Origin of the sequence: Vibrio ezurae NBRC 102218 (genome assembly GCF_000467185.1) — a bacterium.
GTDB classification, from domain to species: domain Bacteria; phylum Pseudomonadota; class Gammaproteobacteria; order Enterobacterales; family Vibrionaceae; genus Vibrio; species Vibrio ezurae.
In genome coordinates this window covers 20,033-34,451 of the sequence record NZ_BATM01000038.1, presented here as the reverse complement: position 1 = coordinate 34,451, position 14,419 = coordinate 20,033, and the positions used below count along the sequence as shown (strand labels likewise).

General features: G+C 40.8%; 10 protein-coding genes and 1 tRNA gene. 5 read left to right on the top strand and 6 right to left on the bottom strand.

The window, feature by feature from the left end; genetic code table 11:
* The first annotated feature begins 80 nt into the window (after positions 1–80).
* From rpoD to VEZ01S_RS12110, 5 genes are all read left to right on the top strand, one after another.
* On the top strand, positions 81–1,925 hold the full coding sequence (gene rpoD, locus VEZ01S_RS12130; protein WP_021714336.1) for an RNA polymerase sigma factor RpoD: 1,845 nt from the start codon (positions 81–83) through the stop codon (positions 1,923–1,925).
* Positions 1,926–2,078: 153 nt separating this feature from the next.
* A tRNA-Ile gene (locus VEZ01S_RS12125) sits at positions 2,079–2,154 on the top strand.
* A 463-nt stretch (positions 2,155–2,617) separates the two neighbouring features.
* Positions 2,618–5,332, top strand: coding sequence for a DNA methyltransferase (locus VEZ01S_RS12120; RefSeq protein ID WP_021714335.1), 2,715 nt, complete (start codon positions 2,618–2,620; stop codon positions 5,330–5,332).
* Positions 5,332–7,374, top strand: coding sequence for a DEAD/DEAH box helicase (locus VEZ01S_RS12115; protein ID WP_021714334.1), 2,043 nt, complete (start codon positions 5,332–5,334; stop codon positions 7,372–7,374). The genes VEZ01S_RS12120 and VEZ01S_RS12115 overlap by 1 nt, the downstream gene beginning before the upstream one ends.
* Positions 7,367–8,584 carry a GIY-YIG nuclease family protein gene (locus VEZ01S_RS12110; RefSeq protein ID WP_021714333.1) on the top strand — a complete coding sequence of 406 codons (1,218 nt, stop codon included), beginning with the start codon at positions 7,367–7,369 and terminating at the stop codon, positions 8,582–8,584. The genes VEZ01S_RS12115 and VEZ01S_RS12110 overlap by 8 nt, the downstream gene beginning before the upstream one ends.
* A gap of 170 nt (positions 8,585–8,754) precedes the next feature.
* Here VEZ01S_RS12110 and VEZ01S_RS12105 read toward each other — a convergent pair whose 3' ends face one another.
* The 6 genes from VEZ01S_RS12105 to VEZ01S_RS12080 form a co-directional block, all read right to left on the bottom strand.
* Positions 8,755–10,299 carry a replication endonuclease gene (locus VEZ01S_RS12105; RefSeq protein ID WP_021714332.1) on the bottom strand — a complete coding sequence of 515 codons (1,545 nt, stop codon included), beginning with the start codon at positions 10,297–10,299 and terminating at the stop codon, positions 8,755–8,757.
* Entirely contained in the window at positions 10,287–10,547 is a 261-nt protein-coding gene (locus VEZ01S_RS12100) for a hypothetical protein (protein ID WP_021714331.1), read from the bottom strand. The genes VEZ01S_RS12105 and VEZ01S_RS12100 overlap by 13 nt, the downstream gene beginning before the upstream one ends.
* Positions 10,540–10,773 carry a helix-turn-helix transcriptional regulator gene (locus tag VEZ01S_RS12095; protein WP_021714330.1) on the bottom strand — a complete coding sequence of 78 codons (234 nt, stop codon included), beginning with the start codon at positions 10,771–10,773 and terminating at the stop codon, positions 10,540–10,542. Before VEZ01S_RS12095 ends, VEZ01S_RS12100 begins: the two co-directional genes overlap by 8 nt.
* A gap of 255 nt (positions 10,774–11,028) precedes the next feature.
* Positions 11,029–11,499 (bottom strand): cold shock domain-containing protein, encoded by a 471-nt coding sequence (locus VEZ01S_RS12090; RefSeq protein ID WP_021714329.1) that lies wholly within the window; start codon positions 11,497–11,499, stop codon positions 11,029–11,031.
* Between the two features lie 111 nt (positions 11,500–11,610).
* A complete protein-coding gene (locus VEZ01S_RS12085; RefSeq protein WP_021714328.1) occupies positions 11,611–12,846 on the bottom strand; it encodes a site-specific integrase in 1,236 nt (411 codons plus the stop codon).
* Between the two features lie 340 nt (positions 12,847–13,186).
* Positions 13,187–14,347, bottom strand: coding sequence for a glycerophosphodiester phosphodiesterase family protein (locus tag VEZ01S_RS12080; protein ID WP_021714327.1), 1,161 nt, complete (start codon positions 14,345–14,347; stop codon positions 13,187–13,189).
* Positions 14,348–14,419 lie beyond the last annotated feature (72 nt).

Genomic DNA, 14,419 nt, shown 5'->3' with positions numbered 1-14,419 from the left:
ATGTAAAAAAGTTTGCTATAATTAGCGGTCTGCATTTCGCAAACTAGTTCCTTCACCAGACCAGAATTTGGATACCATCTATGGATCAAAATAGGCAGTCACAGCTTAAAGCGCTTGTTCTTAAAGGCAAAGAGCAAGGCTATCTAACTTATGCCGAAGTTAACGACCATCTACCGCCTGAAATCGTAGATTCAGAACAAGTCGAAGATATCATTCAGATGATCAACGACATGGGTATCAAAGTGGTAGAAAACGCCACTGAGATCGATGATGACACGATCAATGATGAAAGCACAGAAGTCGATGAGGATGCAGCTGAAGCAGCTGTTGCCGCTTTAAGCACCGTTGAAAGTGAAATTGGCCGAACAACAGATCCAGTGCGCATGTATATGCGTGAAATGGGTACTGTTGAGCTTCTAACTCGTGAAGGCGAGATTGATATCGCTAAGCGTATCGAAGATGGCATCAACCAAGTTCAAGCATCAGTTGCAGAATTTCCTGGCACAATACCGTATGTTTTAGAGCAGTTCGATAAAGTTCAAGCTGAAGAACTTCGCCTAACAGACATTATTTCAGGTTTTGTTGACCCTGATGATGACGGTACAACAGCGCCAACAGCAACTCACGTTGGTTCAGAGCTGGCTAAAACCGATCTTGAAGAGTCAGACGCTGACGATGCTGAAGATGACGAAGACGAGGAAGAAGAAGATACAGGTATCGATCCAGAGCTAGCTCTAGAGAAGTTCACCAATCTTCGTAACACATACCAAAACCTACAGCTAGTTTCTAACAGCGAAGGCCGCGACAGCAAAGCCTTCAAAGTAGCAACCGCTAAGGTAAATGATGTATTCCGCGAATTCCGTCTAACACCAAAACAGTTTGATCACCTTGTGACTCAACTTCGCACCTCTATGGAGCGAGTTCGTACACAAGAGCGTTTAATCATGCGTCAAACCGTAGAATACGGTGGCATGCCTAAGAAAGAGTTTGTTAAAACTTTCACTGGCAACGAATCAAGCGATGCTTGGGTAGACAACGTATTGTCTTCAACAGCACCTTATAAAGAAAAGATTCGTCGTAACGAAGAAGACATCCGTCGCTCTATTCAAAAGCTGAAAAGCATTGAACAAGAGACCTCTCTAACGGTTCAGTCTATTAAAGACATCAGCCGTCGCATGTCTATCGGTGAAGCAAAAGCTCGCCGTGCGAAAAAAGAGATGGTAGAAGCGAACTTACGTCTGGTTATCTCTATTGCGAAGAAATACACCAACCGTGGTCTACAGTTCTTGGATCTTATCCAAGAAGGTAACATCGGTCTAATGAAAGCCGTTGATAAATTTGAATACCGTCGTGGTTACAAATTCTCAACTTATGCGACATGGTGGATTCGTCAGGCAATTACACGTTCTATCGCTGACCAGGCGCGTACTATTCGTATCCCTGTGCACATGATTGAAACCATCAACAAATTGAACCGTATCTCTCGTCAGATGCTTCAAGAGATGGGCCGTGAGCCACTGCCAGAAGAATTGGCAGAACGCATGCAAATGCCAGAAGACAAGATTCGTAAAGTACTTAAAATCGCTAAAGAGCCAATCTCAATGGAGACACCAATCGGTGACGACGAAGATTCGCATCTGGGTGATTTCATCGAGGATACCACTCTAGAACTGCCTTTAGACTCAGCAACGGCAACTAGCCTTAAGTTTGCAACTAAAGACGTACTAGCAGGCCTAACACCTCGTGAAGCTAAAGTACTGCGCATGCGCTTTGGTATCGACATGAACACTGACCACACTCTAGAAGAAGTGGGCAAGCAGTTCGACGTTACTCGTGAACGTATCCGTCAGATCGAAGCAAAAGCACTACGTAAACTGCGTCACCCAAGCCGCTCAGAAACACTGCGCAGCTTCCTAGACGAGTAAACAATCAGTCTTTATGTACAAAAGGTGAGCACTGGCTCACCTTTTTTGTATTTATCAGTTTGATAGCACAAAAACTGTACATTATTACTCCCTATTCTAGTGACTTCACCTAGACACTCCCCTGTCCATCTCATATAATCTTCACCCTACAAAGGCCCCTTAGCTCAGTGGTTAGAGCAGTCGACTCATAATCGATTGGTCCGCAGTTCAAGTCTGCGAGGGGCCACCAAATTTAAAGGCCTGAGAAGCAATTCGTTTCTCAGGCTTTTTTCATTTCTGCTATTTATAGCATATTTATAGCACTTTCATTTTGTAGCAAACCATTACGATAACGCTCCTCAGCAACTTATCCCTACCCAGAACTAAACAAGCATAAGGTTCAGAACTCATCAAGGTGAAGCTAAGAGCTTTCTGTGTAGGGTGCACAACCTTGCTCTGAGTGAGAGTGAACTACCTGCTACTCCCTAAGAAAAGAAACGTCATTTATTCAGAGAACGGTAAAATTACTTTTAAGCGCATTGCGACTCATTTTTGGATAAAAATCAGTTAAAGAATAATTACCACAGAATTAATTTTGGACTGGGCTGGCAAAGTCACCAACTTATTAGGAGATAGAAATCATCGGGCTGTGAAATGAACTTTCATAGATGATAATATGATGAAAATTTGACATAACATGCAGTACTTATCAAATGGCAAAGATTACTTATACAGAGGTTCAAGATAACCTCAAAACCCTATCTGAAAATATTACCCCACAAACTTATGCGTTTGACTTTGTACAAGCATTTGGTATCCCTAAGGCGACATTGACAAAACTCAAAAAGACATCGCCAGATGGGCGCGAGGTTATCCATAAAGGTGGGGCTATGGTACGCGTGGTTGACGGTGATCCAATTGATGCACTTGTTCGCCTAAAAAATGAAAAGAGCCTAAAGACTAACCGTATTCGCATCTTGATGGTGACAAACCTAGAAACTGCAATTGCCTTTGATACTAAAGTCAATGAAACCATGCCTACACTGCCTCTTGAAAACCTGCATGAAGAATTCGAGTTCTTTTTACCGTTAGCTGGAATGGAGCGAGCCTCGCTTGCCTCTGAGTCTGTTGCTGATGCAAAAGCTGCCGAGAAGATGGCAAAGCTGTTTGATATTTTAAAAGCATATAACGGCACATCAACTGATGAAGAGCTGCACGCCATGAATGTGTTTTTGGCGCGTTTGCTGTTTTGTTTCTTTGCCGAAGATACTGGTATCTTTGGTAAAAATCAGTTCACACAACTTACCGCTGATGTTACGCAAAAAGATGGCTCTGATATGCATAGCATATTGGCGGAGGTGTTTAGCATTCTTGATTTAGCTCCTCATGAACCTGGGCGTGATAATCACTCAAATCTAATTAAAAGCCTACCGTATGTAAATGGTGGTCTGTTTGCTGAAAGCCTACCTGTGCCTAAATTTAACCTGCGAGCTCGCAGTGCACTCATTGAATGTGGAGCACTAGATTGGTCAAAGATAAATCCTGATATTTTTGGTTCTATGATTCAGGCTGTGGTTGATGTGAAACAGCGTGCAAACATGGGAATGCACTATACCTCTGTTGAAAATATTATGAAGGTAATCAGCCCGCTATTTTTAGAGAAACTGCATGACGCACACCAAAAGGTTTTGGAGTCTGGTTTTAATGCCGCACGTAAAGTAACAGAGCTAAAAGCACTATGTAGCCGCCTGAGCAAGATTAAAATTGGAGACATGGCCTGTGGTTCAGGTAACTTTTTAATCATTGCTTATAGAGAGCTACGCTTGCTTGAAATGGAAATTTTAAAATCCATCAGAGAGCTAGAGGGCAATAGCAACCAAATGGCGTTGGGCTTTGGTTCACCTCAGTGTGGCATCTCTGTTGGTCAGTTCTATGGTATTGAACTAGATGAATTTTGCTGCCAGATTGCTGAGTTGTCACTGTGGCTTGTCGAGCATCAAATGAACCAACAATTTAATGAAGAATTTGGGTCGAGTGAAGCGGTACTGCCTCTGAAATCCTACAATAATCTACATGCAGGAAATGCATTGCGTATTGACTGGAATTCGGTGATGCCAAATGAAGGTGAGGTTTATATTGTTGGAAATCCGCCGTTTCTGGGGTCATCAATGCAGTCTAAAGAACAGAAAGAAGATATGAAACATATCCTTTCAAAGTTACCCAAGTATAAAAAACTAGATTTTGTGACATGCTGGTTCTACCTTGCTGGACAATACATTCGAAACACTTCAGCTGAATTTGCTTTGGTATCGACAAACTCAATTTGCCAAGGTAGTCAAACTGGTTCTCTATGGCCATCCATACTTCAAAATAACATTGAAATTAGTTTTGCTCATACATCCTTCAAGTGGACAAATAATGCAAAGAATAAGGCAGCTGTTATCTGCGTAATAGTGGGTCTACGAACTTTGAGCTCAGAAGACAAACTTCTCATAACGGAAAATATTGTTTCGGTTGTAAAAAACATAAGCCCTTATTTGGCAAATTCTGAATCAATTATTGTTGATGGTTCGTGGAAAGCTTTGAACTCTTTTCCAATGATCGAGTATGGGAATAAGCCCACAGACGGTGGAAACCTAATATTAAATGATGATGAAAGGAATGAAATATTCAACAATGAACCATTTGCTAAACGATTCCTCAGAGAGTATATCGGATCAGCTGAACTAATTAATGGAAAAAGAAGATGGTGCCTTTGGTTGCATGAGACTGACTTGGAACAGTTAGAGAAAAATATAGTGATAAAGGCACGATTAGACAAAGTTAGAAAAATGAGGCTTGATAGCACTAAAGCTGCCACACGTGACTTTGCAAAGGAACCAAACAAGTTTGAGTTTGCTAGTTACAGTAGCAAACGTGGCACAGGTTTATTCATTCCAAGGGTTTCTTCTGAAACTCGAAACTATATACCAATGGATTTTAGAGGCAATGATACTGTCGCGAGTGACTCCAACTTTGTTGTATACGATGCCCCACGTTATCTTTTGGCATTACTCTCCAACAAAATGCACACTCTATGGGTTGCAACTGTTGGTGGGCGTTTAAAAACAGATTATCGCTACTCAAATACCCTGTGTTACAACACATTTCCTGTGCCAGACCTAGCTAACTCCGACATAGATAAATTAGAGGCCTTTGCTAATCAAATCATCCGTGAGCGTATAATGAGTGGCGATACTTTAGCGACCCTGTGCGTGCGCAGCAAAATGCCTGCTTCACTTTTAAAAGTTCATAGCGAGCTAGATGCCTTTATGGACTCGCTCTATCAAAAGGCATCGGGTCGCAGCAAACCACTTGAAACCGATGCAGATCGCCTAGAGGTGCTGTTTAAACTGTACACTGAAATGAAAGCTAAGGCAGGCAAATAATGACAGTTAACTTTGTGGAAGTACACTACGACCAAACCAAAAGCAGTGTTAATAACAATGAATTAGGCATGCGTGAAATGCAGGCCCGAGCATATGATCACCGTGATGCAAAGTATCTACTCTTAAAGTCACCGCCCGCCTCAGGTAAGTCGCGTGCCCTGATGTTTATCGCACTAGATAAAATGCTTAATCAAGGCCTCAAAAAGACTATTATTGCTGTACCTGAAAAGTCTATTGGTGGCTCATTTTCTAATACAGATCTTATGACTTATGGCTTCTATGCAAACTGGGAAGTTTATGTACACAACAACCTTTGTGTAGATGCTAGTGCTACCTCTGAGGCATTTAAACGCTTTATGAGGTCAGATGATAAAGTACTGATTTGTACGCACTCAACCCTGCGTAACGCCTTTAAAACCATCTTAGCTACTGAGTTCAATAATTGCCTAGTTGCCATTGATGAGTTTCACCATGTATCCGCCAATGAAGAGAACATACTAGGTCAAGTACTGCAATCTATTATGGATAATTCAAGCGCACATATCCTAGCGATGACAGGTTCGTATTTCCGTGGGGATGCAGAACCAGTGCTCCCGCCCAAGTATGAAGATAAGTTTGAAAAGGTCACTTATAACTATTACGAGCAATTAAATGGCTATCGGTATCTTAAATCTTTAGGCATTGGTTATCACTTTTACCAAGGCTCATACCTAGAAGAAATTAGTGATGTACTAGATACTGATAAAAAAACCATTCTGCACATTCCAAATGTTAACTCGATGGAATCCACCAAACGCAAGTATGATGAGGTGGGGTATATCATCGACTCAATCGGTGATGTCATTGATGATCGTAGCATAGACCCTAAAGCCTATGATGCAGGAGTACAGTTTGTACGCCGAAAAGGTGACCATAAGATTATCAAAGTAGCTGATTTGGTGAATGATAACGCCAAAGAGCGTGAGGCCCTACAGGGCTACTTGCGTGATATTAAAGGCATAGATGATATGGACCTTATCATTGCCCTAGGCATGGCAAAAGAGGGCTTTGACTGGTCATTTTGCGAGCATTCACTTACCGTCGGTAACCGTGGTTCATTAACTGAGATAGTCCAGATCATTGGCCGTTGTACGCGTGACTCTCATAACAAAACCCATGCGCAATTTACCAACCTAATCATTAACCCAGAGGTGGGTGATGACATGATTAAAGATTCGGTAAATAACATGCTAAAGGCTATCACTGCTTCGCTTTTGATGGAACAGATCTTAGAGCCTAGATTGAATTTTCGCTCCGAGCGTTCGAAGGATAATGGGCCCGATAACCCATTTAATGACAAAGACAAAATCGAAAAAGAAAAAGAGAAGCATAAGAACAAGTCTAAGGCAGGCACTGTGACGATTAAAGGCTTCATGGAGCCAAGTACGGACAAAGTGCGTCGTATCATTCAAGAGGACTTTACAGAACTTCAAGCTGCAGTCCTAAAAGATGATGCTGTGCAAAAGTCTATGTCTGGCGGCTCTGACCCTGAAGTGACCAATAAACTACACCTACCTCGAATCATCGAGGAAAAATTCAAAGGCCTAGGACTAACAGAACAAGAGATCGAAGAAGTACGTCAGCACTATATTGCTGAAACTCTTATCAAGCCTTCACGAATTGAAACGCGTCAAAATGCCGATGGCACTGAATCCCAATTTATCAAAATGGCAAACCAGAGCTTTGATTTAGATAATTTAAGCATTGACCTGATTGATCAGCACAATATCTATGAGCATGCCTTTAATGTTCTTTCAAAAGCGATTGATACACCAGTGTTACTTGCTATTAAGAATGAAATTGACTCACATAAGATTCAAATCACCAAAGAAGAAGTGCTGATACTCTTTCAAGAGCGCAAAATCGAAGCCTTCATGCAAAAGCATGGTCGTAAGCCATCGTTTGATTCAGTTGATCCAATCGAGAAGCGCATGGCAGAGGCGATTTTGTTTGTTGAAAAAATGAAGCGTGAGCAAATGCAAAAGGCGGCGCAAAATGGATAATTTAGATTTTCTAGCTGCCATTGAGAAGGCTGATAAATATAACTGGATAAGTGATGTAGAGTTCAAAACCAAAGCTGTGCGTAGCACCCATGCTGATGAGTTTCAAACCATCTTAGATTTTCATAATGAATATGGCAGAGCGCCAGATAGCAATGCCTTTGATGTTATTGAAATGAAGTTGGGCTTTTTACTTGAAAAGTTACGCCTAGATAATGCCATTTGTGATGAACTAGCTCCAATGGATGAGTATGGTTTGTTGCGGGAAAAGTTTGATTCCATCGACGATATCATGAACTCACGTCTGTTTGAGACTATTTCATCTAGCAATGAAGCTAATAATTCTATCTATGAGTTCAAAAATGTCACCCACCCTGAAGTTATCCGTGAGCGTAAGAAAGCCACTCAAATAGGTCAAACAACAGCATGCCATAACTTTGAAGTATTTGAACCGTTGTTTAAGCAAGTACATGAAGGGTTGAAACGTGGGACTAAGCTGCAATGGGATATTAACTCTAACCGTATTGATACATCCGACTGTAGTGAGGGTGACTTTTTCCTATTAAACGGTGCGCTAGTATTCATTGATTTTCTGAGTGAGGAGTATCAAGGCGTAAGCCGTAAAGACCAGCGAACATTAATCATTTATGAAAATGGCACGCAATCAACGATGATTCTGAACTCATTAATGCGCCGCTTACGTGAAGATAAAAACTCTAAACGTATCGCTAATACAGATGGCAGTTTTTACAACGCAGCTCGAGTGAAAGCCAACAATGAATCAGACCCACGCATGCAGATTTACTCAAATGCTCGCAGCACAGGTTATGTTTACATTGCAAGAACACTTGGAGATAACGCAGCTACACGACAATTTGATAACCTTTTTAAAATTGGCTTAGCCAAAGACGTTGAAAAGCGTTTTAAAGCTGCTAAACGTGATACAGCATTTTTAATGGCCGAGGCTGAGCGCGTGAAAGTCATTCCACTAGAGGGAATAGACCTGCGTTCTGCTGAAAGCGCTATTCATGCCCTGCTTGAAAAAGTCAGGCTTGAGATTGGAGTCATTGATCGTGATGGCAAAGAACGCACAGCCAGAGAGTGGTTTATCGTACCCCTAAATATCATCGAGCAAGCTGTCGATTTGATTAGAGACAAAACTATACATCTGTATGTATATGATGAGGTCAAGGGTGAAATCGTTAGGCGATAGAAATTACAAAAGTTTAAAACTTTAATGCCCTCTGACACTATTGACATTTAGAATCAAAATTTGCCATAGCTCACTCTTTTGAATAAACGATGAGTATTTACCCTAAACTATTTTGGGGTATTTCCTTATTACTTTACTGATAAAAATACAGTTATTCACAGAACTCCAAGTTAAACAGCATGGCGGAATTGAGATTCAATTCGCCATTGGTAAAGGCGAGTGATTAGCTCTAGCCCGTCAGTTATTACACCTTTAAGTGTTCTCACAAGTTCATCAGAGCAATATTGGCTTGTTTTGATAATACCTGTCGCCTTATCTATAGAAAGTTCGTAGTAAGGCTTAAAAACCTGATTTTTGCGCATACAAAAAACACCGCCCATTAGTTGAGTAAACTCTTTCCAATTACCTGTATCCGCAGCTTCAATCACACGCTTTCTGACATCATCTAAGCCTAATACCTCTTTCAATCTTCTAAGCTCACGCCATACAGTGACAGAGCAACCACCGAGTTGCTGAAATTGGCGTATTCCCCAGCAAGATGCCCAAGCATCTACCCTTGCAGCTGCATCTTGAGGATCTTCACCATAAAGCCCAGAATCTAGATCTGAGCCATCTATATTTTTAGATATGTACTTTGCGATATAACCTGTGGCCGTTCCTTTACTTGGATCAATCTTCACTTCGGTAAAACGGTGCTCTACTGCCCCCTGCTCTGCTCCATCTTCTTTCAAAGAATAATCACGCATAACACTCACCATTTCATCGTAGTGATGCTTTTCTACGAACAGAAGCAAGTGCCAGTGAGGCGTTCCATCATGTTGTGGTTCAGCTACTCTAAACCCATAAAAACGAATACCAAGACAACTAAGCCTAGAACGTATAAGTTGCCAAATATTATTAAGATATTGCTGACCATCTAAAGGGGTGTACCCTCCCCACTTTGGATTAACATGACCAGATTTAGAATAACTGCGATGATATTTTGACGGGCAAGTGATGGTAAGAAATCCAGCTTCATGATCTAACTCTTTTGCCATATCTTCAAAGCCTCGGGCACGCATCATCAATTCACCTTTTCTGATTTTAGGATCTGACACACCCTTTTGAGATAGCTCTAGCAGAGAGAAACTTTGCCCATGCTCGTTAGTGGCAATAATGTTTGATAGGTATTCTTTTTGATAGGCTTTTTGGTTCAATCTAGCTATCAAGGTAGCCCTTGAACAATACAAACTATTGGGTTTATTTATCTGATTAAGGTGGTGTAGGACGCTTTCAATATTTCGTCTTAGTGTCTTTCTCAGTTTTCTTAACCACCACTTATGATCACTATACCGACCTAACTCGCCACGTACTGAGTATTGAGCAGAGCTAATAACAACTCCCTGCTGAATGATAAATGCTTTCACCACATCAAGAGCTTGAACATCATCTAAATACTGACGACGAAGAGCCAACACTGATTCAGCGTATTGCTTTGCTTTATAGCGTAAATCATCTTCAGTTAAACTCAGCTCTAATTTTGTTAAAGGAATAGATAATTTCTTGGCTAACTCATCAGTAATTAAACGCAAGTAGCTATTGCGCTCGAATTTACTCAGTTTAGAAAAATACTCTTTAAGTAGTAATGATTGAATCTCCAATGGAAACCGAGACAGCCTAGATTGAACAAAAGATCTATCATCTCGCTCAACAAGCGTTAGGTCTATGTTGTCCATATTGCCTCCTTACCTTTATGAGTCAAACTGAACTCATCCCAGCGCAGACCGAAATAAACAACAGGAACAAAACTAATGAAGCCTGCCTGATAGAGTTTTTCAATTGTTTTAGCAAAAACTCGAACAGGAAGTCTTCTTGCAGGAATAATATCCCCTTTATCTGGGCAATAATCAGAACAAACTTTAAAGGTTTGTCCTGTGCTCATCCATAGTAAAAGGGTCTTTTGCTCTTTAGTTAGATTAGGCATAAAAACCTCCATCTTGAGGTAGATGGCTTAACTTGGTATGGCTATCCAACCACTTATCTAAGTCTTCTTTTAGGTAACGGACGGCACGCCCAATTTTAATAAATGGTGGTGCGACGGTGCGGTTTTTGCGGTGTCCTTCCATTCTTGCTTGGCGAAGAAAAGAACGACTCATGCCAATATAAGCGGAAGTTTCTTGCTCTGTTAAAGCTCGTTTATCAATGTTCATAGGTTTATCACTCGTTTGCTTGTAATGTTTACTAAGTGATATTTAACCTACATAACTTTTTACTCTTATTGTGAACCCCTATTGTGAATAAATTGGCTTTGGATCACAAAATTCCTTCCGATCGCTTTGTGTTGCCTACTATTCACTATGAAAGAGAATATACCCAAGATTTATTACCAAATTAGTAGTCATTATTGCCTATAAAAAACCAAAATTTAGCCAATAAATCCAAACAATCTTCTAAACAACACTATTTTAGCGACTACATAACTGGCTTTCACATGGGATACCGTCATTGTCACCATCAATTTTCACATTTGGGCAATGGGCTAAATAGAATTTAGCTTCATTGCATGATGTCATTTGGCTACAGTGTGTTTTGCCTTGGCAGCTAAACCCCATATTTTCATATGGAGGGTTCAATCGTGGCTCCACTACATAAGCCCAAAGAGCATAACCCGCAAATGCGATTGAAAGCCCTAAAAACACAATAGATAGTGGGCTAACATTGGGTTTAAGTGGCTCAATCCCAATTAGTATTGCTTTTTTAGCTGCTACTTTACCCTTATTACTACCTATCTGAAATTCAACTTCATCACCTATTTGAGGCCTTCTATAACCTGATTTAAACTTCGATATATGGACAAAAATATCTCCATTCGTTTCACTGGACTGAATAAAACCAAACCCTTTATCATCAACCCATCGAACGATTCTTCCCTTCATCTTTGCCCTTACCTCCAAATTATTAGTTCAACTAAGACATTGCATATAGTATCAATATCTTACCGACACATACCCAATAATCGTCATATGATTACAAACTAAATCGCTTTACTACCCAATAAGATTGACAGCCGCAGCTTTGTGCTCTGGGGCCAAATGAGCGTAGCGTAATGTCATATTAAGATCAGCATGCCCTAGTAACTCTCGAACAGTATTTAAATCAACGCCAGCCATAACTAACTTACTCGCAAAGTGATGACGCAAATCATGAAAGTTAAAGTTACTAAGTCCCGCCTTTTCAACAATTCTCAACCATGGCTTTTTAATATCTGTTAGTGGCTTATCTGTCCCTGCTGTAAAAACATAGTGATTGAATGGGTGCTGCTTTCGCCAATCTTTTAACACGTCCATAATCGTTGTATTCAAAGGAAGAGTTCGAGCCTTCTTAGATTTAGCCTCACTACTTTTAACAACTAAATATTGGTGAGAAAAGTAAACATCATCCCAAGTGAGTGATAGCAACTCTCCACGCCTTAATCCTGTATGCATCGCCGTTAAAATAATCGGCTCAACGTAATCAACAAAGCGAACACCAGACAGACTCGGATATAAAGGCTCACCTCTAATTTCTCGATGTTTATTTGAGGAAATTCTTTTATTACGAATAAGTTCGGTGCGGTTAAATATAGCTTCGAACAATCTGTCTTCTTCTTCCTCTGAAAGATAACGTATGCGCGTATTATCATTCTTCAGTGTTTTCACTTTCGTAAGATTGTGTGCTTCTATCAGATCCCACTCTACAGCTCGAGAAAGAGCCCCTTTCAAGGTATTAATTGAGTAATTTATCGTTGCAGGTGCTCGACCAAGTTTTATGCGCTCACTTTTCCACTTTTCAACATCCCAAGCAGTTATCCGATCTAAGTCTTTGCTCAAGAAATGTTTAAATTGCGACTTTAGATGCCCTATGATTTTATCGACTGTTTTAGGGTTTCGAGCTTCTAGAAAAGGGCGGTATTTTTTATCGAGGTAGGTTTCTAAGTTAAGGTATTTACGACGTTTGGATTCTTCTCGCGCCAGTTTCTTTTCTTCCTGAACATTTTGCCCCTTAGCAACTTGTCCTAACTTGGCTCTGGCAAGATCTCTCGCTTGTGCAGGAGTAAGCTCACTTCCCAAGCCAATCTTATAATTCACCTGCTTCCCACCAAGGCGATAATAAATATAGAAAACAATTTTTCCTGACTTAAATTTGATAGCGTGAAAGCCACTTACTTCCGTATCATTAATACGTCGATCTTCTAATGTAAGGTTGCGAAGTGACGCTCCTGTAATCTTACTTTTAATCGCCATGCTATCAAACTCATCTCATAAAAGTTATTTATAGCATATTTATAGCACTTTTTTTGATTAACCATGAACACAGAAAAACAACAATAAACAAGATACACAAGTAAAGCATTGTTATATAAAGATTTATTATTACCACTCTTGTTCACTGCTGTACATCAAAAACCATTAAAAAAACGACTCATAATCGATTGGTCCGCAGTTCAAGTCTGCGAGGGGCCACCATATACAAGAAAGGCGTAGTGGGTTTATACCTATTACGCCTTTTTTACGCCTAAAAACCAGCAACAATCGCTGCTGGTTCACACATTTTATTCAGCCTTATTCATTAACTAATGCACTCTTACTCAGTACAGTTATCAACAAACGTTACGGTTGCTGGCCAGTCACTGAATATGCCAATCGCATTAATATCATTCTTTAATACGTTGACGACTTCTAGCTCATTGTAGTCGGTGTATTGACGCTCAATAGTCCATGTGATGATGTCTAGTCCTGACTCTTTAATCTCGTTCGCATAATCGGTTGCGACGACTTCATCACCCGATTTTGTTACTAGTAGCGGATAAATAGGGGCGATGATATTGATGCCTTTTTCCACGATTTCGGCTGGAGTTGGGACGTTGTTTAGAGAGAAAGTCAGGTAGACGCCCTGCTCTCCAAATTCTGGAGTATTCGCTACCCAATATTCAACATCGTCGATTAAGAATGACTGTGGGTAAACGTCACTGGGTGCAACACCTGCGTCGATATATTCTTGGATCATTTTTTGAGCAAACTCTTCTTGAGTTAGACCTGCTGCTGCTAAGTCTTGTGCATCCGGCGTTTTTAGCTCTGGAGTCATTTTTACGCCAAGTTCTTTAAATAAAGCGATGCTTTCTCTGTGCGTCATCAGTGTGCCAGTACCGGCATAAAGGTCGGTACGGTAGCTTGGTGTCGCATCCATATATTCAGCAACTGTGGTCGCGTTTGGATTGTATGCGTCCATTTTGCCTTGCAGTGACTTAAATTCTGCCAGGGTAAAATCAGAAGTGCGGCACTCTGCCTGCGCTTTAACGCCGTTGAGCTCATCCGCTGGCGTAAATGGAATTGAACATTTATCTGCCAATTCAGTTGCTAATACATTAGTAGTCGTGTGTAGATCTGAGTGGGAATGACGACACACTAATTCAGCGTCGCTGGTAAAGGCTACGTCACATTCCAATACACCGGCACCCATGCGTGCAGCGGCAACGTAGCTTTCTTTTGTATGTTCAGGGAACATTAATGGTGCGCCGCGGTGCCCGATAGAAAGCTCACTCTTTTCAAAGTGAGATCGGTTATTTAGACAACTTGTTAAGTTATCCTTTAGTTCTCCCTCTGCCAGTTGGTCAACCAAATAAGCAGGACGAGGGCCAAGTTGAATATTTGCCTCTGTTGGAGCTTCAATATCAAGGCTCTCACTATCGCAAGCTGCAATTAAAGAAATGGAAAGGAATACAAATCCAGTTTTAAAACGAATCATAGTCACACTGCTCTTATTAGAATTATCTCAGAAAAGAAGGGCATGATTTAACCTTGATCTCGTTTAATTCTC

Bases quoted from the DNA above. Each gene is read 5' to 3' on its own strand.
- rpoD (WP_021714336.1), top strand. From the start codon at position 81: ATGGATCAAAATAGGCAGTCACAGCTTAAAGCGCTTGTTCTTAAAGGC.
- VEZ01S_RS12120 (WP_021714335.1), top strand. From the start codon at position 2,618: ATGGCAAAGATTACTTATACAGAGGTTCAAGATAACCTCAAAACCCTA.
- VEZ01S_RS12115 (WP_021714334.1), top strand. From the start codon at position 5,332: ATGACAGTTAACTTTGTGGAAGTACACTACGACCAAACCAAAAGCAGT.
- VEZ01S_RS12110 (WP_021714333.1), top strand. From the start codon at position 7,367: ATGGATAATTTAGATTTTCTAGCTGCCATTGAGAAGGCTGATAAATAT.
- VEZ01S_RS12105 (WP_021714332.1), bottom strand. From the start codon at position 10,299: ATGGACAACATAGACCTAACGCTTGTTGAGCGAGATGATAGATCTTTT.
- VEZ01S_RS12100 (WP_021714331.1), bottom strand. From the start codon at position 10,547: ATGCCTAATCTAACTAAAGAGCAAAAGACCCTTTTACTATGGATGAGC.
- VEZ01S_RS12095 (WP_021714330.1), bottom strand. From the start codon at position 10,773: ATGAACATTGATAAACGAGCTTTAACAGAGCAAGAAACTTCCGCTTAT.
- VEZ01S_RS12090 (WP_021714329.1), bottom strand. From the start codon at position 11,499: ATGAAGGGAAGAATCGTTCGATGGGTTGATGATAAAGGGTTTGGTTTT.
- VEZ01S_RS12085 (WP_021714328.1), bottom strand. From the start codon at position 12,846: ATGGCGATTAAAAGTAAGATTACAGGAGCGTCACTTCGCAACCTTACA.
- VEZ01S_RS12080 (WP_021714327.1), bottom strand. From the start codon at position 14,347: ATGATTCGTTTTAAAACTGGATTTGTATTCCTTTCCATTTCTTTAATT.